This window comes from Coleofasciculus sp. G1-WW12-02, from assembly GCF_040219735.1.
Lineage (GTDB): Bacteria > Cyanobacteriota > Cyanobacteriia > Cyanobacteriales > Coleofasciculaceae > Coleofasciculus.
On record NZ_JAVJRX010000045.1, the window covers coordinates 92,258 to 114,901 of the forward strand.

17 protein-coding genes are annotated in these 22,644 nt (G+C 46.3%); 8 read left to right on the plus strand and 9 right to left on the minus strand.

Annotated elements, in window-relative coordinates; translation table 11 throughout:
* Window positions 1-417 precede the first annotated feature (417 nt).
* From RID09_RS07910 to RID09_RS07920, 3 genes are all read right to left on the minus strand, one after another.
* A complete protein-coding gene (locus tag RID09_RS07910) occupies window positions 418-2,610 on the minus strand; it encodes a serine/threonine phosphatase (protein WP_446335401.1) in 2,193 nt (730 codons plus the stop codon).
* 169 nt (window positions 2,611-2,779) lie between these two features.
* Window positions 2,780-3,379 carry a pseudouridine synthase gene (locus RID09_RS07915; RefSeq protein ID WP_446335402.1) on the minus strand — a complete coding sequence of 200 codons (600 nt, stop codon included), beginning with the start codon at window positions 3,377-3,379 and terminating at the stop codon, window positions 2,780-2,782.
* A gap of 20 nt (window positions 3,380-3,399) precedes the next feature.
* Entirely contained in the window at window positions 3,400-4,287 is an 888-nt protein-coding gene (locus tag RID09_RS07920) for a mechanosensitive ion channel family protein (RefSeq protein ID WP_446335403.1), read from the minus strand.
* Window positions 4,288-4,846: 559 nt separating this feature from the next.
* Between RID09_RS07920 and RID09_RS07925 the strand changes: the two genes are divergently transcribed.
* Complete coding sequence (locus RID09_RS07925; protein ID WP_446335404.1) at window positions 4,847-5,695, plus strand: SPFH domain-containing protein; 849 nt, start codon at window positions 4,847-4,849, stop codon at window positions 5,693-5,695.
* A gap of 298 nt (window positions 5,696-5,993) precedes the next feature.
* Here the strand turns inward: RID09_RS07925 and tatA are convergent, their stop codons facing one another.
* On the minus strand, window positions 5,994-6,158 hold the full coding sequence (tatA, locus tag RID09_RS07930; RefSeq protein WP_446335438.1) for a twin-arginine translocase TatA/TatE family subunit: 165 nt from the start codon (window positions 6,156-6,158) through the stop codon (window positions 5,994-5,996).
* Between the two features lie 177 nt (window positions 6,159-6,335).
* On the opposite strand from tatA, the gene RID09_RS07935 reads away from it, so the two are divergent.
* The 4 genes from RID09_RS07935 to RID09_RS07950 all read left to right on the plus strand — a co-directional run bounded on the left by RID09_RS07935 (window position 6,336) and on the right by RID09_RS07950 (window position 10,873).
* A complete protein-coding gene (locus tag RID09_RS07935; protein WP_446335405.1) occupies window positions 6,336-7,076 on the plus strand; it encodes a phycocyanobilin:ferredoxin oxidoreductase in 741 nt (246 codons plus the stop codon).
* Window positions 7,077-7,263: 187 nt separating this feature from the next.
* On the plus strand, window positions 7,264-8,682 hold the full coding sequence (locus tag RID09_RS07940; RefSeq protein WP_446335406.1) for an HlyD family efflux transporter periplasmic adaptor subunit: 1,419 nt from the start codon (window positions 7,264-7,266) through the stop codon (window positions 8,680-8,682).
* A gap of 246 nt (window positions 8,683-8,928) precedes the next feature.
* On the plus strand, window positions 8,929-10,077 hold the full coding sequence (gene devC / locus RID09_RS07945; RefSeq protein ID WP_446335407.1) for an ABC transporter permease DevC: 1,149 nt from the start codon (window positions 8,929-8,931) through the stop codon (window positions 10,075-10,077).
* Window positions 10,078-10,165: 88 nt separating this feature from the next.
* Window positions 10,166-10,873 carry a DevA family ABC transporter ATP-binding protein gene (locus tag RID09_RS07950; RefSeq protein ID WP_446335408.1) on the plus strand — a complete coding sequence of 236 codons (708 nt, stop codon included), beginning with the start codon at window positions 10,166-10,168 and terminating at the stop codon, window positions 10,871-10,873.
* Between the two features lie 100 nt (window positions 10,874-10,973).
* Here the strand turns inward: RID09_RS07950 and RID09_RS07955 are convergent, their stop codons facing one another.
* Window positions 10,974-11,750, minus strand: a complete 777-nt coding sequence (locus RID09_RS07955; RefSeq protein ID WP_446335409.1) for a hypothetical protein — start codon at window positions 11,748-11,750, stop codon at window positions 10,974-10,976.
* Window positions 11,751-12,060: 310 nt separating this feature from the next.
* Window positions 12,061-13,722, minus strand: coding sequence for a D-Ala-D-Ala carboxypeptidase family metallohydrolase (locus tag RID09_RS07960; protein WP_446335410.1), 1,662 nt, complete (start codon window positions 13,720-13,722; stop codon window positions 12,061-12,063).
* 47 nt (window positions 13,723-13,769) lie between these two features.
* Between RID09_RS07960 and RID09_RS07965 the strand changes: the two genes are divergently transcribed.
* Together RID09_RS07965 and RID09_RS07970 are read left to right on the plus strand one after the other, a co-directional pair.
* On the plus strand, window positions 13,770-14,546 hold the full coding sequence (locus tag RID09_RS07965) for an HAD-IIB family hydrolase (RefSeq protein WP_446335411.1): 777 nt from the start codon (window positions 13,770-13,772) through the stop codon (window positions 14,544-14,546).
* Between the two features lie 197 nt (window positions 14,547-14,743).
* Window positions 14,744-16,576: an aspartate kinase gene (locus RID09_RS07970; protein WP_446335412.1), complete on the plus strand. Its 1,833-nt coding sequence runs from the start codon at window positions 14,744-14,746 to the stop codon at window positions 16,574-16,576.
* A gap of 78 nt (window positions 16,577-16,654) precedes the next feature.
* Here the strand turns inward: RID09_RS07970 and RID09_RS07975 are convergent, their stop codons facing one another.
* Window positions 16,655-17,950 (minus strand): TetR family transcriptional regulator, encoded by a 1,296-nt coding sequence (locus RID09_RS07975; RefSeq protein WP_446335413.1) that lies wholly within the window; start codon window positions 17,948-17,950, stop codon window positions 16,655-16,657.
* Window positions 17,951-18,056: 106 nt separating this feature from the next.
* Here RID09_RS07975 and RID09_RS07980 point away from each other — a divergent pair, with 106 nt between their 5' ends.
* Window positions 18,057-18,905: an acyl-CoA desaturase gene (locus RID09_RS07980; RefSeq protein WP_446335414.1), complete on the plus strand. Its 849-nt coding sequence runs from the start codon at window positions 18,057-18,059 to the stop codon at window positions 18,903-18,905.
* A gap of 381 nt (window positions 18,906-19,286) precedes the next feature.
* Here the strand turns inward: RID09_RS07980 and RID09_RS07985 are convergent, their stop codons facing one another.
* Window positions 19,287-20,765 (minus strand): hypothetical protein, encoded by a 1,479-nt coding sequence (locus RID09_RS07985; protein ID WP_446335415.1) that lies wholly within the window; start codon window positions 20,763-20,765, stop codon window positions 19,287-19,289.
* A 201-nt stretch (window positions 20,766-20,966) separates the two neighbouring features.
* Entirely contained in the window at window positions 20,967-22,604 is a 1,638-nt protein-coding gene (locus tag RID09_RS07990) for an iron uptake porin (RefSeq protein ID WP_446335416.1), read from the minus strand.
* Window positions 22,605-22,644 lie beyond the last annotated feature (40 nt).

Consider the following 22,644-nt stretch of genomic DNA (forward strand, 5'->3'; position numbering starts at 1 on the left):
ATTAAAGTTAGTCGCTCCCGTCCTTTCCTTTACGGGGACTGGGATTCCTATGAGTCCTTGATGAACCCACCGATGCACCTCTTTTTTTAGTAACTTGTGTAGTTCGCTTACATTTCTGGAAGCTAAGGCTTACCTCGCTGTCTACACCATCAGTCTTTTTCCTCTAATTCAGTTGTGTCATATCATGTCCGGTAGCATCGGACATAAATTGTGTTAGCTAAGTTTAAAATTGTAAAGACTTTCAATCCCTTACTTTTTCCTGTGTTCCCTGTTAAGAGTTCCCTGTTCCCCAAAATGATGTGCAGATAGGCATAAGATGCGTCTCTACACCAGGGGGAAACACGGGAAGAAAACCATCAAGAGATTTGGGTACATCGGTTGATTTTAACTAACTAATCACAGATGACCAACTTCCTATCACCAACTCCGTTGCTGAAAATTAGGTCGCACTTTTACTCGGATGAGTATCGCGGTGATGTTGTCATGACCATTTTGCTCATTGGCTAGGTCAACTAACTGTAGGATACCCTGCTCAAGGTTAGCGCGAGAACTGAGCAAAGGAGCGAGGTGGGTCTGCCAGTGATTCTCTATTAGTTCATTATCCGACAAACCATCGGAACACAAAATGAATAAGGTATCCTCATTGAGTTCCAAAAAGTTAATGTCAGGATTGACAAACTGGTCACTGCGTGGTCCTAGGGCTTGAGTGAGCTGATAGGCATCGGGGCGAGAATAAGCGATCGCCTCTTCGACGCCGCGTTTAATTTCCCGTTGACCGACTTCATGGTCTACGGTGAGTTGCTCTAAACCGCCTTTGCGGGTTAATCGATAGAGACGGCTATCACCCACATGAGCGATCGCGACTTTGGTATTCTGAACCAACATCATTGCCAAGGTAGTCCCCATGCGACCACTGCCTGAGCGAGCATTTTGTTGGTTGACATCATAAATCTCCTGATTGGTTAGGCGAACAGCTTCGCGAATAGTCTCTTGTGTGGGTAACTCTTCCTGCCAATGGTCTTGAAAATACGCCTCCAGCTTCTCCACCGCCATGGAACTAGCAACTTCTCCGGCTGCATGTCCACCCATTCCATCACAAAGAATATAAAGACCACGAGCGTCTAAGGTTCGACCAATGGGGGTTTCGTGCTTTTTAATCTGTGCTTGAATGCCAAAGCAGTCTTCATTGTGATCCCGTTGGCGACCAATATCCGTGCAACCAACATCGTCAAGGCTGAGTAATTGCATCGGTAGCACAACCGTAGGACCCCCATCGTCATAGGTACCAACCGTGTCTCCTAGGGGCATTCCCAGCAAACTCATCGCCTCTTCAGATGTATGATCAGCCATATCTAAGGTAACCGTCGTTGCTTGTTCTTCTTGTGCCTCTTCTTCGGCGTGAGCGATCGCTTCTAACTCAGATCGCAATTGGTCAATCGTGGTAATTTCTTCGGTACACATCTGCCGGAACACCGTCCCCAATGAGGTCAGTTGAGTCCGTTGCGACTGGTTAAATAACAGCCGCCACATTTGCCCCAAATCCTCTAACGTGGGCGGTTCATCTTCGGGATCATGGTAGAGGCGGGCTAACCCCAACACCTGGTCTTCATCAACTCGTAAATTGTTAATTTCCAATAGACTTTGGCAACAATTCCAAGATTCAAGTGCCTGCCAAAGTCTTGCCATTTCATCGAGCCAGTACAATAGCTGTAACGTAGATAACTCTTCACTCCCCCACAAATCACTAAGGAGTTGCCATCCTGAGCGATCTTGGATCAACATCACTGCCTGATTATCCTGCTGCCAAGCATCATGAACCTCTGGCACAGTGGGATAATGACTTTGTTTCAAGGCTAAATAGGGTTGTGCGATCGCCGGAATTCCCAAAATTGACGAGGATGGGGACGGAAATTCCCCAGATTGTTGTTCCAGTAGGGCTTCCAGAAGTGATTTCTGAAAGGGCTGGCAGTCCAAAACTTGGACAGACGTTTCTGAGCCGACTGGGATATTTGCTAGAGTGTCGCGATTTAGGGGTTCTATGAGTCGGTAACGTTGTTGAACATCCAGATAGGTGATCGAGTAAGTATTGTAGGAAGAACTTGCCTCAGACGTTGCCGTCGATGATGCTTCGCTTAGATTTGGCTCTAACTTATTCGTCTGTGATGTTGCTGGGATCTCTTGATCGGGTTCAACCGTTGATTTTGCCATCAAGGTAGAACTCTTTGCCGTTTCTGGCTGATCCATTTCCTGCGCCAGAGTATCAAAATCGGTTTTGGGAGCACAGGGAATTTCTCCGGATGTCGGTTCACTCTCCTGGGTTTGTGTAAGTTGAGCTGATGACTCCAGATCCGCGTTGCTAGCGATTGGCTCAGCATCGGCTGAGGAACCCTCTAAATCATCGGTTGAGGTGACGCCATACTCCGGCTCTTTGGCAATAATCGCCCACCAAACCGTTCCTGTAAACGCACCACAATTATGGCAAGTTTCAGCATTAACAGGAACTTGGGTGTCGCATTCTGAACACACTTTATGGATCAAGGAAGTTCCACATCGCTGACAAAACTTGTGAGTATTCGGGTTTTCAAAATGACACTGGGGACAAATTAACATAACGGAACTTCCTCAATTCCTATCAGGTTTCTAAGGCTTTACTATGAGCTAGCTGCCATCTAGTTTGCCACGCCAGAATCCAAGGTTGCAGCTTTTAAGGGGGTTGTTTATCCAGTGTAAAGGCGCAGGGAAGCAGTATTGACAAGGGAGTTAAATCAAAACTCACACCTCAAAACTCAAAACTTCCCCTGTTCACCAGTTTTTGGAGACAGACAAGTTCAGTGGGCGTCAGATCACGCCACTGACCCGGTTGCAACCCAGAAAGACGCAGGTGCGCGATCGCGACTCGTACTAGTCGTAGGGTGGGAAATCCCACGGCTGCGGTCATACGCCGTACCTGACGGTTACGCCCTTCGGTCAAGGTGATTTCTAACCAGCAGGTGGGTACAGTTTTCCGAAAGCGAATCGGGGGATCGCGAGGTGGTAGAGCGGGTTCTTTTCGTAATCGCTGCACTTGAGCTTTTCTTGTACGGTAATCTTTAATCACTACACCCTGGCGCAACTGATTCAAGGCAGCTTCATCGGGAATATGTTCCACTTGCACCCAATAGGTACGGGGATGTCGAAAGCGGGGGTTAGAGAGTCGGTGCTGCAAGCGTCCATCATTGGTCAACAAGAGCAATCCCTCGCTGTCTCGGTCAAGGCGTCCGACGGGGTAAACCGACGACACCGGAATGTAGTCTTTGAGAGTTCGACGAGGACTCTCCTCCCTATCCGTAAACTGACTTAAGACATCGTAGGGTTTGTAGAACAAAAGGTATCGATACACATCTTCAATCTTAACCGTTGTCAGTTGGAAGCTTCATCTTGGGACAGGGGTAAATAATCATTAAACCGTTGCTGGTCATAGAAGTAAAGCGTGCGAATTGGGTAAGGAATATTAATGTCGGCGCGATCAAAGGCTTTTTTTATGGCAATAATGGCTCGGGTTTGCACCTGACGTACTCGTTGCTGCTGGGGCAATGTCCAGTAGCGGACGACGAAATCGATGGAACTATCGCCAAAGCTGACTAAATCGATTTCTGGTGTTGGATTGGACAATACACCCTCCACCTGAGTAATGGTTTCCTCTAGGAGTTGAGCCGCTTCAGACAAGGGAGTGTTGTAGTCAACTCCAACACCTAAATCCGTTCGTCGCTGTCCGTAAGCTGTTCTGACTTGCACCGCACTGGTAAATACCGTTGCATTCGGTAGGAGAACTCGTTCGCCTTGATAGGTACGAATTTGGGTGGTACGGATGTCAATCTTCTCCACCGTTCCTTCATACTCTTCAATAATCACCTGATCGTTGATGCGAAACGGTTCTTGCACCAGTAACAGCACCCCAGCTAAAAAGTTTTTGAAGATATCTTGAAATGCAAAACCGACGGCGACTGAACCCAACCCCAGCGCCGCGATAATGTCACCAAGCCGCAAGCCAGGGAAGGCGATAACACTAGCGGCTAAAACGCCAACCACCCACGTTGCTACATAACTCATTTTCGCCAGCAGCAGTTGCAGCGATTGGCTGCGGATTGTACGCTCTCCTATCTTAGCGGTAACTTGCTGGATACCATCGGCGCTGTAGCGAGTCAACAGGACAATGATCACTCCGCCGATAAGTCCGGGCAAAACCTCAATGGTCGAGCCAAGGAGATTGAGTAAACTGGATTGGATTTGTTGAATGAGACTGTTCACAAGTCGATCACTAAAGGTTTAGACTGACTGATAAAGATCTTCGCCGCGAAAGTTTCCCACCTGTGTAATGGGTCAAGACGTCACTAGTCAGGATAAAATCGGCGACTAGTCGGTACGACGACGGAGGACGGAACCAGGAAATTCTCCTGCTTGAGTTCACCGGAGTAAAGAAGCTGAACAAAGCCTCTACATCCCTCATCCTTTCACAACGAGTCTGTGCCGGGTGAGAAAATTTCTCGAAAATTCAGCTAAAATGCTGACATAACCTGGCTGAATCTAGCTTATTATTCTGGCACAAGCCAAGGATGTTTCCGGGGGAGTGGGTATTGTCCCTCTTTGCGGATGTCTTACCTGAGAGTACATTGTAGGTAACACGTACTGCCAGACAAAGCGGCTTGAGGACAAGCCTCGTTTGAGGAAATCTGAAAGGTGGCTTAGATATAACTTTATGCAAATTCAAGCCCGGTGTTACCCACAACGCTATTGAAAAAGGCTCTCTTGTCATTCTATTTGCCACCTTAATTCGTTCATTAACCTTCTCGTGAAAGTTTAAAAACCTATGGGATCTCTTTGGTCGTATATTTTTGCACTGATTTTAATCGGCGGCGGCTACGGTATCGGTTCCGCCAAAGTTATCAATCAGGGCAATCAAGCTATAGTTGAACGTTTGGGGAAATATAAGAAAACTTTACAGCCTGGACCGAGTGTGGTTTGGCTTTTTTTGGAACGTATTGCCGTGGAGGAAACCACCCGTGAACAAGTTTTAGACACCGAACCCCAGCAGGCAATCACGAAAGATAATATTTCTGTGGAAGTCGATGCGGTGGTGTACTGGAGAATAAACAACCTCTATAAAGCCTACTACGATGTTGAAGATGTAAAAGAAGCAATTACAAATTTAGTGATTACGACATTACGGTCTGAAATTGGCAGAATGGATTTAGATGAAACCTATTCATCCCGCTCCGAGATCAATAAGCATTTGTCAGTTCATCTCAAAGAGGCTGCCGATAGCTGGGGGGTAGAGATTATCCGCGTGGAAGTCCAAGAAATTAAACCTCCCCAGACAGTGTTAAACTCCTTGGAGAAGGAACGGGCAGCAGAAAGCCAGAAAAAAGCGGCGATTTACGAGGCAGAAGGAGAGAGAGAAGCCGCTATCGCCCAGGCAGAAGGGACGGTGAAATCCCTCGAGATGATCTCAAAAGCGCTGCTAGAAAAGCCTAACAGTCAGGAAGTGCTAAAGTATTTGATTGCCACTCGTTATGTGGAAGCTAACGAGAAGTTGAGTGAAAGTAGCAACTCCAAAATTGTGTTCATGGACCCCAAAGCCTTGACTGAAGCGATGACTGATTTAATGGAAATTCCGGAATTACCAATTAAGAGGGATGGCGGAAATGGCTCGAATTAAGCCTTCGGATCAGTAATTCAAAAGATATTTCGGAATCTGACCTTCACGACATCTGTGACGGAATAAAATGGGGAAAATGGGGAAGGTAAAGTTTTGTGTAGGAGTGTAGGAGCTGTTTTCACTATTATCGTTTATTACCTCCCCAAGATACAACTCGCGCCCGCCCTGAGTTGGTGCAAAAATTCACTCAAAACTCTCCTATCCCCTTCATCTGTGTGGTCAAGACAGGCGTTCCGTCGGCACATCTCTACTGATGCGTGACTTTTGTCACCGTAATCAGGTTACGTCAGCCGAATCTCTAGTCAGCTTCATCCTCCTCAGATGTCGGAGTATTCATCTCTTCTTTAAAACCTTTAAGGGTTTTTCCTAATGCGCGACCCATGTCTGGAATCTTCTTGGGACCGAAAATTACTAGCGCGACAATCCCAATAATCGCTACTTCGGGCCATCCTAAGCCAAACATACTCGTCTGCTCCTGTAGACTCTGTTTACCTATCATATATAGCCTGAGACTATCTTGTGGAAACGGTTATTTGGTGGAGATGGGTCTTTTCGCAATACCAAAGGGATGAGAAGCTGATATCCTATACCTACCCCCCTTATCCTGATGGGTTGAGCGTTAACGTTTAAGATTCAAAGAATGTCAGTAACCACCAAGCCTTCCCTGCGAGAGCAACAACACCCCCTGATTTGCCAATTAGCCGACTGTATTGAAGCCAATTGGCGGCGTTACCTGGATTTGTCGCCCTATCAGCTTCCCGCCGAGTTAGGCTATGTTGAAGGACGCCTAGAGGGTGAGAAACTCACGATTGAAAACCGTTGTTATCAGACGCCACAGTTTCGCAAACTGCATTTGGAATTGGCAAAAGTGGGAACAATGCTCGATATTCTCCACTGTGTCATGTTTCCCCGTCCAGAGTACAATCTACCCATGTTTGGCTGCGATTTAGTCGGCGGACGAGGGAAAATCAGTGCTGCGATCGCAGACCTCTCTCCGGTGAATGCTAAACGTATCTTACCCGACGCCTATCGTCAACCGTTACAGGCTTTACCAACTCCTCATTTCCAAGACGCCCGTGATTTGCCAGAGTGGGGCGACATTTTTTCGGAATTTTGCATTTTTATTCGACCCAATAATCCTCAAGAGGAACAGCAATTTTTATCGCGAGTAGAGAATTTTCTCCAAATTCATTGTACTCATGCAACTAATGCTACACCCGTTTCGGCTGAAGACCAAGCAGAAATTGTAGCCGGTCAGCATTATTATTGCACCAAACAGCAGAAAAATGATAAAACCCGTCGTGTGCTAGAAAAAGCCTTTGGCGCGGATTGGGCAGATAATTACATGACTACCGTATTGTTTGACTTACCATCTGGGTGATTTGTCATTTGTTGATTGGGAAACCTCTTCCCCTACTTCTAGAGGTTCCACGCCTTACGTCTCTACTCCCCCGGCTCCTGGAGCTTCCCCATCTTCCTCATCCCATTAGACGTGGCTTACTCCTAGCGTCTATAACTGAAGGAGGGGGTGCGAATTCAGAAATCAATCCTATTTATATTAGGAAGATATGGGGCATAAACCAGGGATGGATGAAGGACTATTTTCTAAACCGATAACTCGTTGGGCGATCGCTCTGGCTGTTGGCGGAACCCTCGCGACTGGAGTCGCGGCTGTTTACAGCCTCAATCGGGTTCAACTTCGTACAACTCAATCACACCCGCAGCCAGTGGCTGCACCCGCTATCGAAGCGGTAACCGCCTTAGGACGCTTAGAACCCGATGGAGAAGTTATTATTATATCCGCTCCGACATCCTTGGAGGGTGCCAATGTAGTGAAAGCATTACTCGTCTCGGAAGGCGATCGCGTGCGGGAAAATCAAGTCATGGCGATTATGGATAACCGCGATCGCTTGCAAGCGGCTGTAGATCTTGCCAAAAAAAAAGTTGAAATTGCCCAAGCGAACCTGGAACAAGTGAAAGCGGGTGCCAAAGCGGGCGCAATTCAAGCCCAAGAGGAAACAATTAATCGCCTTGAACAAGAATTAGAGGGAGAAAAAAAAGCCCAACAGAGCAAAATTAATCGCTTAGAAACTCAACTGAGAGAAACCACCAAAGCTCAACAAGCCACAATTCAAGCTCAACAAGCTACCGTTAAAGCTCAAGAATCTACGATTAGACGACTAGAGGCAGAAAAACGCAACGCTGATAACGACTTTGCCCGCTACCAGCAGTTAGCCGAAGATGGTGCAATTTCTACCTCAGAATTAGAAAGCCGCCGCTTAAGGGTAGAAACTGCCCTAGAACGCCTCAGTGAGGCACAAGAGAACCTCGCTCAACAACAGGCGAATCTTATTCAAGCCGAAGCGAACCAAGCTCAAACTATCGCTAATCTTAACGAACAGCTCGAAGAAGGCAGAGTCAACCGGAACAAAACTATCGCCGTTCTCGAAGCTCAGATTAAAGAAGAAGAAGCCCGTCTAGAAGAAATCAAAGAAATTCGTCCGGTTGATATAAAAAAAGCCGAAGCTGAAGTTGAAAGTACACTAGCCGCTGTTGAACAAGCTCAAGCTGATTTAGATTCCTTAGCTTACGTGCGTGCCCCAGAAGATGGTCAGATTTTAGATATAAATACCCGGGCTGGAGAAACCATTAAGGAAGGGGAAGGAATTGTCGAACTGGGAAAAACCGACGAAATGAGAGTAGTTGCAGAAGTCTACGAAAGCGATATTAGCAAAGTACGTCTCGGACAGCGTGTTGCCATTCGTAGTGAAAGCAAGGCATTTGAGGGCAAACTTCAAGGAAATGTTAGCCAAATTGGACGGAAAATCGGCAAAAAAGATATTCTCGATACCGATCCGGCTGCTGATGTTGATGCTAGAGTCGTGGAAGTAAACATTCGTCTACCGCCAGAAGATAGCCAAAAAGTTGCCGGATTAACAAACTCAAAAGTTATCGTAGAAATCTTGCTTGAATCAGAGTCTAATTAATTTAAAACTATGTCCGACTAGCGAAGCGAAAAATTAAGTCGGGGTGGGTTTAGTTACATCTGGTGTTAGGTAAGAAATGATAATAGTAAAATCCTCCACTACAGACGCGCCATGGCAGATTTTTACAATCAAAACTTAAAACTTATAGCAGTAGACACATCGATTAGGACAGACACACTGGTTGAGTTCCACGCCTTACGTCTCAACCCGTCCTATGTGTCCTAACATCCTTTGCGGTTGCTATAAATGAAAATCCCTCTTGCGTGGTTACAACTGAGTCGCGAAAAAATACGATTACTGGTCGCGATCGCTGGAATTAGCTTTGCTGATATTTTAATGTTTATGCAGCTTGGTTTCCGCGATGCCTTGTTTGAGAGTAATGTGACCTTGCATAAAAACTTAAACGGTGACATTTTTCTAATTAGCCCTCAGTCCACATCAACTATCGCGATGAAAAGCTTTCCTCAGCGACGATTATATCAAGCCTTGGGTTTTGAGGGTGTCCAGTCAATTAGTCCACTCTATATGGATTTTGGTTTATGGAAAAATCCGCAAACTCGAGCAACTCGCGCCATTATGGTTTTGGGATTTAATCCAGCTAATCCAGTATTAGATCTACCTGATGTTAACCAAAATTTGCATAAGATAAAAATAGAAAATGGGGTTTTATTTGATGACACATCTAGACCAGAATATGGTTCAATTGCTCAACTATTTCGTCAAAACGAAGAGGTAACTACAGAAGTAGAAGAACGTCGCATCCGGGTGGTAGGATTATTTAGTTTAGGCGCTTCCTTTGCTGCCGATGGAAATATTGTTACAAGTGATCTCAATTTTTTGCGGATTTTTCCACGACGAAACAAGGGACTAATTGATATTGGTATAGTTCAATTACAACCCGGAGCAAATATCCAAAATATTTTAACTGACATGAGACAGGAATTTCCTGATGATGTCACAATTTTGTCCAAGCAAGAATTTATCGATTTTGAAAAAAATTACTGGCAAACCAGTACGGCGATCGGTTTTATCTTTAGCTTGGGTATAGTGATGGGCTTTGTTGTTGGTACAGTAATTGTTTATCAAATTCTTTATACCGATGTTTCCGATCATTTACCCGAATATGCCACACTCAAGGCGATGGGTTATACCGATCGCTATTTATTGATGGTGGTTTTCCAAGAAGCGCTTATTCTGGCTATTTTAGGATATATTCCCGGAATGGTAATTGCTTCGGGATTGTATGGTTTAACAAAAGCGGCAACTCGTCTACCGATGATGATGACTTTGACTAAAACTATAACTATTCTAATTTTGACAATTATTATGTGTTGTGTATCGGGGGCGATTGCTGTGCGGAAACTCAAAGCGGCTGATCCGGCTGATATTTTTTAGAGGAGTGGATAAGGCAGATGGCAGATGGCTCCAAGGAAAGAGTACCCAAGCTAAAAAGGGGATTACAACAGCGAATTTGGCATGAATTATGAATTCTAACGTATTACTTCAATCTCCTGTCGTATCGATTAAAAATCTCAATCACTACTTTGGTAAAGGTTCTCTACGTAAACAAATCCTCTTTAATATCCATCTAGAACTCTTACCCGGAGAAATTGTATTAATGACAGGTCCTTCGGGTTCGGGTAAGACAACCTTATTAACACTAATTGGGGGCTTACGTTCACCTCAATCAGGTTATGTTCAAGTCTTAGGGAAGGAACTCGTCGGTGCGACAGAAGAAAAACTGGTGCAAGTGCGCCGCCAGATTGGTTATATCTTTCAATCTCATAATTTGCTCAAGAGTCTGACGGCTTGCCAAAACGTGCAAATGTCGGTGGAACTTCACCCCGATATTTCTCCTACTGAGGCGGTAGCGAAGTCAACAGCGATACTAACCACAGTTGGTTTAGCCAATCATCTTAATTACTACCCCGATAACCTTTCTGGTGGACAAAAACAGCGGGTTGCGATCGCGCGGGCGTTAGTGAGTCATCCTCAATTAGTTCTAGCCGACGAACCCACAGCTGCTCTGGATAGTCAATCAGGACGTAATGTGGTGGAAATAATGCAACAGTTGGCAAAAGAACAAGGATGCACCATTCTACTCGTGACCCACGATAACCGAATTCTGGATATTGCCGATCGGATTATTCATATCGAAGATGGACATATTCACAGAAGTCATAAGTCATAATTCATAAGTAATACATTATAAATAGCATCAGTTACTTCGGTTAAGAACGACGTTTAGCTTTGAGCAACTTGATCTAATAATTGGCAGTTGGTGAATAGGTTTAGTTAATCCGCGCCCGATTCGTTCTTAAGGTCACATTAACCCCCTCACTGGATTGCTGAAGCACCAGTAAAGGAGTTGGTTTAGCTTTTTGATCCCAGTGAATCGAAACAATTCGTCCTTGAATCGTGGGTTGCCAGCTTTCATCCTCTGGAGAAAGAAAGGTTTCGATACAATCAATAATCTGGCTAATCGTGGCTGAGGTGGCTTGAGTGGGTAATTTAGTCAACTTGATTTGAATCCGGAATAGCACTCGCATGGTACGTTTACCACTGCTTTCTGTCTCGTACTTGACATCAAACAGTTCATCAACTTGCCTGCCTGTGGTGCTAGCAATCCCGATCGAACTTTGAGCCGCCTGATTCGGTCGTAGCGCCACACTGATGATTTGTTTTACCTTGATTTTGATTTGATTAACGATGGCAAAATGAAACACCTCTTCTTCCATCCGCAATCGCAAATAGTCTAAATTAAATTCGCGAGAGTGAACCAAATCCGGATTGGTTTCCATTTTGCGGATAGTGTTGAGCGCCAACTTCAACTTTTTCTGGAGGTCTTTGGTCTTAAACTGCTCAAATTTCAGCTTCTTTCCCATGTTATCTAGTTGTATTTTGCCATAGACCAGTAAGCCAATCGCGAGTAAGAGCAGTCCTATGGAGACAAACATCCACGGTGTTCCAGAGGACTGAGTATCGGCAGGTGAAGGAGAGACAGCGGTTGGTGACGGCTGAGAAACTTGAGCTAATGTAGATTCTCTAGGGATAATCGGACTGGACATAATTCCTGCTGGAGAAGATGTAAGAGTTATTTCTAGAATGCCTTCTAGGGAGTGGATCTGGTGCAATCTTGCCCTGGTTAAGTCTACTAGGGTATCCCGACAGCGATTTTCTGTCGGTGGGGAAAACACTGTACCGAGCCGTAAACTCTTGCGAAAGTCCCCTAGGACTCCGCCATGAATGTTAGATTGTTCTGGATTTGTGTGGTTGATCGATTTGCCGCTTCAATGACAGATGCACTCATGCAAATTTTGAATTACAGTTCTGGAAAAAGGTAGCAGCAAACCGAGGTGTTCGTGCTGAATGTTACCCTTAATGGAGCCAGCGTGCCCGGTAGCTGCGAGCGTCAATGTGGCACAAATTGGGAAATCGACTATAGCGACCTAAGCCACCGGGCCACCACGGTTCAAGGGACCAGTAAATCTGATTGCCACTTAACCCTTCACACACAAAATCCATGGCATCTCCCACCAGATGCCGACTATACTTGGCACCCCCAACTGCTCGATTAACGTAAGGGGGACGATACCAACTGGTGACGATAAAAGGTCGCCCAATGCGATCGCGTGCCCGTTGTGCCAGTTTCGCAATGCGAACCATAGCATCCACTGTAGCTTGATTGGGGGGCATGCGCGTACCTCCATGGGTGGCTTCTGCCCAGGTAAAGCTACCATCGGGAATGATTGGTGCTGATAGCTGAATATTGTAAGGTGTCCAACGCTCAGGGCGTTTGGGAATCACCACAGGCGTCGGCTTTGGCGGTGCTTCTTGGGCTTGACGACGGGCTTCATTCATCCGTTTTTGGTCTTCCAGGAGAGATTGCACCGCCTGATTTCTGGTGGGCAAATCTCGCCAAAGTTGAACTAAACGGATTAAAGCTTCCCGTTGGTTGTCATCTTCTTTATAGTCCTTGGGTATCTTCCCGACAAAGCTGATCAGTTCTCGATCGAGTTCCGCTGCCAGTTTTTGCATGGCGGTGGGGTCAGTGGTACTTGCTTGCAGGATGTCCGGATTAATGCCTAGGTGACTTAACACCGTGGCGCGGGAGTCAAATTGATTCCAGAGTCGAAAGCCTTCGGTGAGGGCATTGCGTTGGCTACCTTGTCCCTGGTAGAACTTCGGCACGCGCTCGATGAATGCCACCAGAGCCGGATCAATAATATCGAGATTTTCTTGGGGGGAGGCACTTTTTTCCAAAGACGCGATCGCTTCTTCTCGGGTTCGCAATTGACGCCACAGTTGAGTTAGGCGCAGCAGCGCTTCCCGTTGATGGGGATAACCGCTATAGCTACCAGAAACCCGTCCCATAAATTGCTTGAGGGGAATATCCAGTTTTGATGCATCCTCACGGGCTGATGTCACCTGATCCGTTGGCACTAAAGAACCAATGGTAGCATCCTGGGTATCCAGTTTCCGCCAAATCCGCACCGCTTCTAGCAACGCATCTCGTTGATGAGGTAATCCCGTATAATATTCAGGGAGTCGATCCACAAGAGTCAGTAAGGCTTTATCTAGATAGGCAAGGTTTTGAGGCAGGTTTTCGCTTCTGAAGTCAGCGGCTAAATCAGCGAGATACGCTTGTTTGAGCGACTCAAAGTTACTCGGTTCTAAACGCGCCATAAAGGGTTGACTGGCTGGCGGTACATATCCCCTAGCTACGTTTTGCAGGAATTCATCGCTATAGCGTCCCTGTTCTAGCAGCCATAAATCATTCCCTTGCTGTCCCTGAGCAATTAAACTATCGGTAAGCGCTCGGATAACATTAGCCGCATACTGAACTTGTTCCGGGAATGTATTCACCTGATCAGGTGATACCCGATTGGCAGGCGATATGCCTAACCCTGTTTCTTCATCAGCAAGAGTCGGAGACGAATGAACCTGATAGAGAGCCGCCAAAATTGGCTTGTGAATTCCCACTCGTTCGGCGGCTAGAAGATAATAATAATTCCGTTGGTCTGGTGATAGTATTGTCATGATAAATTTTGATAAACCAAGATATAGCACCCATTACACAATAATCTATGGCTTTTTCATCGATTAACTCAGCAATAGCCGCCCATTGCTGGAAAAATCTACGTCTGATTGCCACAGATATGGATGGAACGCTAACACGACAAGGTAAATTTAGTGGGGATTTGCTGCAAGCGTTGGAAAATTTACAAGCAGCAGATATCCCTGTGCTTATTGTTACAGGTCGCTCCGCCGGCTGGGTTAGTGGTTTGGTAAATTATTTACCCGTGCAGGGAGCGATCGCGGAAAATGGTGGGTTATATTATCCAGCCGATGGGGATCAACCTGTCTTTTTATCCACAATTGCTGACATAACCACCCATCGCCAACACCTAGCAGATACCTATCAACGCCTCAAATCCGAATTTCCCCAGATTCACGAATCAGCTGACAATGGCTTTCGCCTAACCGATTGGACCTTTGATAATCGTGACCTCACTGTGCATCAACTAGAACACCTCAACGCCCTGTGTACGTCCATGGGTTGGGGATTTACCTACAGTTCGGTGCAATGTCATATCAAACCCACATCTCAGGACAAAGCCATCGGGTTAATCCAAGTGTTACGCGATTACTTTCCCCAGTATCAACCTGAACAAGTTTTGACAGTGGGTGATAGTCCCAACGATGGGAGTTTATTTAACCCGCAGCTATTTCCGTTATCGGTGGGCGTTGCTAATGTTTTGGACTATACCGATGAGCTGGACTATAAACCCGCTTATGTAACCGTCGCTACAGAAGGCGATGGATTTTGTGAGTTAGTTCAGTACCGGAAGCAGTTGATGTAGAGACGTGCCATGGCACGTCTGGGTGTAGGAAAAGCAGGGGAAGCAACAAAGGAATGACCAATGACGAATGACCAATGACGAATGTCTGCTAATGTAGTTACTTGATTAATAATTGATGCCTTTTAGCGACCTGGCTCAAATTCACGCCTCAAGGGTTGACAACAAAGGCTTCGAGAAAAGGTGTAGGAGTAACATCTATGGTGCTGGTTGTCCAAAAATATGGTGGAACCTCGGTTGGCTCAGTTGAGCGGATTCAAACCGTTGCCCAACGACTCTTAAAAACAGTTCAAGCGGGTAACTCGTTAGTCGTCGTCGTGTCAGCGATGGGTAAAACGACTGATGGGTTAGTTAAACTGGCTCACGAAATTTCAGCCAATCCCAGCCGTCGGGAAATGGATATGTTACTCTCCACCGGCGAACAAGTCTCCATCGCGCTGCTAGCGATGGCGTTGCAGGAATTAGGACAACCCGCGATTTCTCTGACTGGCGCACAAGTGGGCATTGTCACGGAAGCCCAATATAGCCGCGCCCGTATCTTTAGTATCCACACCGAACGAATTTCTCGACATCTAGACGAAGGTAAAGTCGTTGTGGTAGCGGGGTTTCAAGGGATCAGTAGTCTGAATGACTTAGAAATTACCACCTTGGGACGCGGGGGATCAGATACCTCAGCCGTCGCGTTAGCCGCATCATTAGGAGCGGCTCGGTGTGAGATTTACACGGATGTCCCTGGTATTTTAACGGCTGATCCGCGCTTAGTCTCCGATGCCCAACTCATGGACGAGATTACCTGCGATGAGATGCTGGAATTGGCAAGCTTAGGGGCAAAGGTACTGCATCCGCGTGCGGTGGAAATTGCTCGGAATTACGGTGTACCCTTGGTTGTGCTATCCAGTTGGACTGATGCTCCGGGAACAAAGGTGATTTCTCCCACGCCACAACCCCGTTCTTTAGATGATTTAGAAATAGCTCGCTCGGTCGATGCTGTAGAATTTGATACCGATCAGGCAAAAGTGGCAATGCTGCGGGTTCCGGATCATCCCGGTGTCGCGGCACAATTGTTTGGTGAGATTGCGGGTCAAGATTTAGATGTGGATTTAATTATCCAGTCGATTCACGAGGGGAATACGAATGATATCGCTTTTAGTGTGAGTAAGGGTATTCTCAAACGGGCTGAAGCCGTCGCTGAAGCCATTGCACCCGCTTTGTGCAGCCCCACCAATCCCCGTGTGGATGAGGCGGAAGTCTTAGTGGAATCGAATATCGCCAAAATTGCGATCGCGGGGGCTGGAATGATTGGACACCCCGGTATTGCGGCTCAAATGTTCACCACCCTGGCAAATGCGGGAATCAATATTCAGATGATTTCTACCTCCGAGGTGAAAGTAAGCTGTGTGATTGATGCGGCTGATTGCCATCAAGCGATCGCTGTTTTGTGTGACACGTTTAATATTAAGAGTTCCCCCGCCCGTCTACCGATTTCTGAGAATGTAGAGACGTTGCATGCAACGTCTCTACATTCAAACCCCGTCCGAGGTGTTGCCCTTGACCAAAATCAAGCCCGTTTAGCGATTCGCTATGTTCCTGATCGTCCGGGTATGGCAGCTCGGATATTTAGTATTTTAGCTGAGCAAGCAATCAGCGTGGATATGATTATTCAATCTCAGCGCTGTCGAGTGATTGATGGAATTCCCACACGCGATATTGCTTTCACCGTCGCTCAAGCTGAGGCGGAAAATGCCCAGAAAATTCTCCAAGAAGCAGCCCCTATTTTAGGGTACGGAGAGGTTCTCCTTGATGCCGATATTGCTAAAGTCAGTATTGTTGGTGCAGGAATGATTGGACAACCCGGTGTAGCTGCACAGATGTTTGCTGCTCTTTCTCAGCACAAAATTAATATTCAAATGATTACTACTTCGGAAATAAGGATTAGTTGTGTAGTGAATAAAGAGCAAGGGGTGACAGCATTACAAGCCATTCACCAGGCATTTGGGTTGGCGGGAAATCAGCAAATTGAAGTTCCAGCTTAGGAGTTATATCAAGTTCGGTTGAATACCATGTCATCAAGTACAAGGAATACTGGCTCGACGGGTAAAAAAGCTGACTAATTAAGGCTTTTGATCTAAACGAATCGCCCGATCCAACGCCGTTTTTTCCCTTGCCCTACCAACATAAGGCTCTAATTGTTTCACATCCAAACCGCTTAAAATACTTAAATCCTCCACATTCATCCCTCTCATTAGCATTTCCACACACCATGTCTGTCGCGCTTGCTCAATTGAGGGAGATGGCGTTTCCAAGCCAGAGGTAAAGTCACGCCATGCGGATCTTAATTCTGGCACAGACATCCGTTCCAAGGCTTCATTGACAAACAAGGGTGAGCGATCATCTTTACGATTTTTGAGCCATTGGTTTAAGGGATTGCGGGTGTAAGAACCATAGCGCTTGCCCATAATCCACTGATTCACAGGGACTTGACGCACGTTACCTTGAGTCACTTGCAACAAGTGTCTGTGGGCGTCACTAATTTGGTGCGATCGCTCTAAGGCAATAATTTCTTCTATCCGCAACCCCGCACCAAAGAGAGTATATGCGAGAGCATAATCCCGGAATCCGCTTTTTTTCGCTTGTTGCAAAATGGCATTAACTAAGGATGGGGGTAAATCGGCTACCGTCTCAGAGGAGATGGCTGGAGAGGGCAAGTTCGGGGAAGAATCGGGTACAAGCTGGCGCAATGTCTCCCCTTTGCTCCCGCTTTCCGGCTCCCCCTCCCCCTCCCCCTCCCCCTGTCTCTCTGGCTCTGCGTCGGCAAACGCTCCGTGTAATATGAGTTCGACCAAACTTTGCAAAAAATCCTCCTGATTCTGCCAAAGCCTGTGGAACTCGCTGGTTAGTTCAATCACCAAATACCCAAATAACATCCCATTAACCAAACTGGCTAATTTTTCCGCTGATAAACGCAAATGTAAGCGATCGCGTTGAATCACGGTGGTAAGATAATCAGCAAAGTCCAGGTTGGCTTGAGTAACGCCTTCTCCTAACGCCTGACGATGCTCAACGGTGTATTTTCCTGACTCCCCAACCACAGAGCGCAGTAATTCGGGCATTTGCGTGAGAACCTGAAGGCGATCGCGTCCATAGTTGGTCAACGCCTGCTCAAACGTCGTTGTCTGATCAACTTGGGCTCTGAGGGATTCACCCAGACGGGTAAACACCCCAGAGTCTTCGATCACGGCTAAGAGCAATCCTTGTTTGTTACCAAAGTGACGGAACAGCGTGACTTCATTAACCTGGGCTAATTCAGCAATCTGACGTGTGGTCGTCTCGGTAACCCCCTGAACGGTAAACAACTCCAGCGCTGCTTGAATCAAACGCGCTCGTGTTGTAGAACTGGTACGAGACATAGTTTAGTAATGTAAGTAACACTTGCATTTTGATGGATAAATCGTTAAACTGATGATAGAAGTGTAAGTAACACTTGCACCTCAATTCCTACTGTAACGATACTCAATGACTAATACCTCCATCTCAGCGCTTCCTCAAAGTCGCGTTAATCTACCCTTTCATTGGCCCAGTCTGCTATTTTTTGGCACGATTCACGCTTTGGCACTGCTGGCGCCTTGGTTTTTTTCATGGTCAGCCTTGGGAATAATGATACTTCTCCACTGGCTCTTTGGCAGTATTGGCATCTGCTTATCCTATCACCGACTTTTGACTCATCGGAGTTTTCAAGTGCCTAAGTGGTTAGAATATATCCTTACCACCATTGGGGCTTTAGCTCTCCAGGGGGGACCAATTTTCTGGGTAGCAGGACACCGTCAGCACCATGCTCACCCTGATGATGCAAACAAAGACCCTTACTCAGCACGATATGGGTTTTGGTGGAGTCACATGCTTTGGCTGTTCTATCACAAACCCGAATTTTTTGATTCCCAAGTTTATCAAAAATTTGCTCCTGATATTGCCAGAGAACCCTATTATCGCTGGTTAGATCGCTATTTCTTAGCGCTACAAATTCCTCTGGGTCTATTGCTTTACCTAGTAGGGGGATGGCAATTTGTATTCTGGGGTGTCTTTGTGCGAGCTGTCGTCCTGTGGCACAGCACCTGGTTAATTAATTCTGCCACTCACCTGCGCGGTTATCAGACTTATGAAGTTAGTGATGGTTCTCGCAATCTCTGGTGGGCAGCTATTTTAACCTACGGAGAAGGTTGGCACAACAATCATCATGCTCAACCCAATGTTGCTCCGGCTGGACGTAAATGGTGGGAAATAGATATGACGTGGTGGGCAATTCAAATACTCCAAGGAGTAGGTTTAGCAAAGAAAGTTGTTCTACCACCCAAAAAGGCAGCATAGTACAGTTCCCTTGGAATTCAAAAGTATGCCCTTGACCAAGGGCGTTGGCTTAAAAGCTTGTTTTAATCAGATGTTCAGATTGTTTGAAGAGTTGGTAAATATATGTATTGCTAAACTCTAGATTTTAGAGGAGAGTAGGTCTTGAGTTAAATACTGTTTGGTACTAACTCAATTAATAAGTCAATATAACTGATCAGTAGTTTAATTGAACCATATAACCAGACAAGCTGATGTTATGTGGTTTTTTGCTCTAATATAGCAGTAGACACATCGATTAGGACTTTCTGAACTGTTGTAGAGACGTTGCATGCAACGTCTCTACATAAATGATGTGTCCTAACCGTCTTAGCGGTTGCTATATCTCCTGAATAACAGTAACGTCTACTCTAAATCAACGTATTCGGCTAAATTTTCAATCTGGGGATCAGGAAACTGATAAAGTAGACGCCACAGTACGGTATAACTCCCATCTAAACGCTGGTGAACGGGTTGAAAAGCAACAATAACATCGCTGCTCGGTGTATTGAGAATTTCTGGTAAATAGCGACGCTGCGCTCGGGAAATTGGTTCTCTTTTAAGTACGGCTTCAGGTAACTGGAATTGGATTAATCTGACTAAATAGGTATTATTTAGCGCAACCTCTGAACCTGTAGCCGCAGGTGGACTTAAAGGCGGGACAAACCCGATACCATCCTTACCCGTGTAAAAGCGCCTTTGATCTATTTGTAAGGCTTCTACTGCATTAGGCGGACGATAATTCAGGAATAAATCCCGTTGTTCGGGTGTCAGGGTGGGAATCGTTTTTAGGTTGGCGTCGAGTTGTGCTAAAGAAACGTCGCCTAAATTTACGATAAAACCATAATCCAGCCCCTGCAATGGAATGGTAAAGTTTCCATTTTCAATCTCCAGCGCCAAGCTAGGAACGTAATCCGTAGTCGGTTCTACCCCAGCAGTTAAGGGAAAGGGTTGGGGGAGGGGAGATATCAGGCGGTTTTGCAGCTTATTGGGATCAGGTTGATAGCTTTCGGCGAGAAAGATACGAGCAATCCCGGTGTTGGGTTGGGCAAGAAATTCGGCATATCGCTGTGGTTCTAAAGGCAAAAGACCCAAAGTACTCTGAGTTGGAATGACTGAGTAGACACCGGGGTCAATTATACGAGCAGAGTCAGGAAATGCGGGTAATGTGGGTAGTAGTTGTTCCCGTGCGGCTTGCATGGTTCGGGTAATAGCTTCTGGAGGCGCGATCGCAGGTTGTAGAGGCGGTTCCTGATCCTCTGTAGTCGGGCGCTTTGTGGGCATACCCAACACAGGTGGTTCCGGTTTTGGAAAGTCAGGTACAGGCGAAAATCTCGGACGCAGTGGCGTGGCTAAATTCAGCCGCAATCCTAGGCGTTGTTCATCGGGTAAGAGACTGGGTGCAGCTACCCCAGCTAGCATCGGTAACCGTATATCCAACAGATCAACCATTGGTTTCAGCTTTTGGGTAGACGCATAAAGATTGCAATACACCTGTCGCTGGGGTAAGGTTAACGGTGCAGGAAAATCGGGATCGGGGGTTCCGTTATTACAGAGAAACTGGGGAATTTGATACTGACTCTTCAAGAAGCGTTCCACTTTGCCTAGATGTAAGAACAGTTGCGATCGCGTCGCTTCTACTTGATATACATTAGGACTGTAGAATGCCCCCTCAATCCGATTAATCAAATTCAGTTGTTCTTGCACCAGTTGTTCGGCGGGACGCCAAAATCCTTGGGCAAACCTAGGTTGTTCTGTTGTCTCTTGGGCATTTGCCGGGGACAGGGAAAGTAGCGGGAACGATAGTGATAAGGATAGTAATACAAATAAAGGCGAGTAGTGCATAAGTAGTCGGACAGGAAACTTTAGGGGCGCAAAGGAGGGTTCTCAATGTAACCGTAAAATCTATTCCTCTATTTTATCTCACTGCCCTGCAAGGACAGTGATTCCCTACCAGTCGAACAGAGTTACAGCGCGATGGCGTGTAAGTGAGGTACAAAAACAGCTCCCCGACTTATTCAAAAAGTAGGGGATCTTGCTTAGTTGTTAAAATCGTAATGTGCTTCGTATTGTGCCAATGAATGTATCATCATTATCGCTATTATGATCAGGTGCAGTGAGCCAAATTATCCCTGGTGTAATTGTAATATTATCGGTTAATTGATACTGGTAGAATGCCTCTAGATGTAGGGATGTACTCGGATCATCAATGCCCAAATTCTTCAGGCTATCGCTCCTGTTGGTGACTTTGGGTTCCATCCCGACGATAAACCCCGCTAGATTGCCTGTTTTGCCTAAATCGGGTAAGGCTAATGTTACCGCCCAATACCAAAGATTAGCATCCCCTTCATTAATCACCTCGGCTGTGGTATAACCTGCCCATCCCCCGACAACAAATCGTGGATTAATTTGTACTGAAGCGGCGATACCAAAGGAATTTGTGACCACGGGCAAGTCTAATTGACTGACTAAATTAGTATCTTGACTCCCGACTTGCCAGTCTTGATTGTAAGCATTAACATAAGTCAAGCCAATCGTGGCGCGATCGCTCGGCTCATACTTGACTTGGGCTAATGCGCCATAAGCCCCATCAAATAAACCGTTACCGGGTTGCGGATTTCCCCCATTCCCAGCTAAATACCCTAAGCTGACTTCTAAGGTGTCACTCACTGCATGTCTTACCCCCAAACCCGCCCCCCTGACTAAATAATAAATGGGCGCACGAGTGGCAAAACGAGACACCGCCCCACTAGCACCATCCCCATCTAGATAAGGATTAATCGTATTGGTAAAGTCATCAGCATCTCCAGCATTCGCCGCGATAACGACTTGCGTCTGATTCCCGATGGGGAAACGGTACAATAGGGCATCAATCTCTAGGTCACTATCGCTAGCCCCAGTAAAGGCTAATTCACCTTCTGGGGTACCTGTACGACGTTCCAGACTCCTTAACCCTTCGGCTTGCAGTCGGGTTATTAGTACATCTTGACCTGTAAAACTGGTTTCTAAATTTAAGCGGGTACGATGTCCCAATGTGGTTACATGATCATCCTCACTGACAATCTCCGCCGCCCCAATAATCACTTCCCCATCCAGTTGGGTTGTCGTCGAAAATTGCGTCAGTTCCAGTTCCCGAGTCCGGGCGGTTAGGGCGTCTACATCTGCTCTTAGCAGGGAGAGTTCTAAGACAAATTCATTGGTTAACTGTTCCAGTGTCACCAAGTCTGTTGGAGGAACATCGCGTCCTCTGGCAATTAGTAATTGTATCTGATCCAAAGCCTGACGTAATCCGGCGGCGAACTCATAGCGAGTCATAGCTCGATTGCCCTGGAACGTGCGATCAGGATACCCTGTGAGTATGCCATATCGTTCGATCAGTGATCGCAAGGCTGTATACGCCCAATCACTGGGTTGTACATCCCGCAACTGGGAAACATTCGTTACTTGACCCAAACTATTATTATCGCTGTACTGATTAATTTGGTCTAAACGTTTCTCGGTGGGATCACTCAACTCATTCTGTGATATTTCTTTTCTCTCTAAGGTTTCTCCAAAGAAACAAAACTCTCCCACGATCCCACACCTGTGTACCTCTATCTCTTGTGCCGTAAGGGTTCCAGCCCACACTAGCCAAAACGCGATCGCAGGACTTATCCGCAGCAATTTCTGCCAAATTTGATACATTTGTCGGTTTTTCCTCACACTCCTTTCCCATTCTTAATCC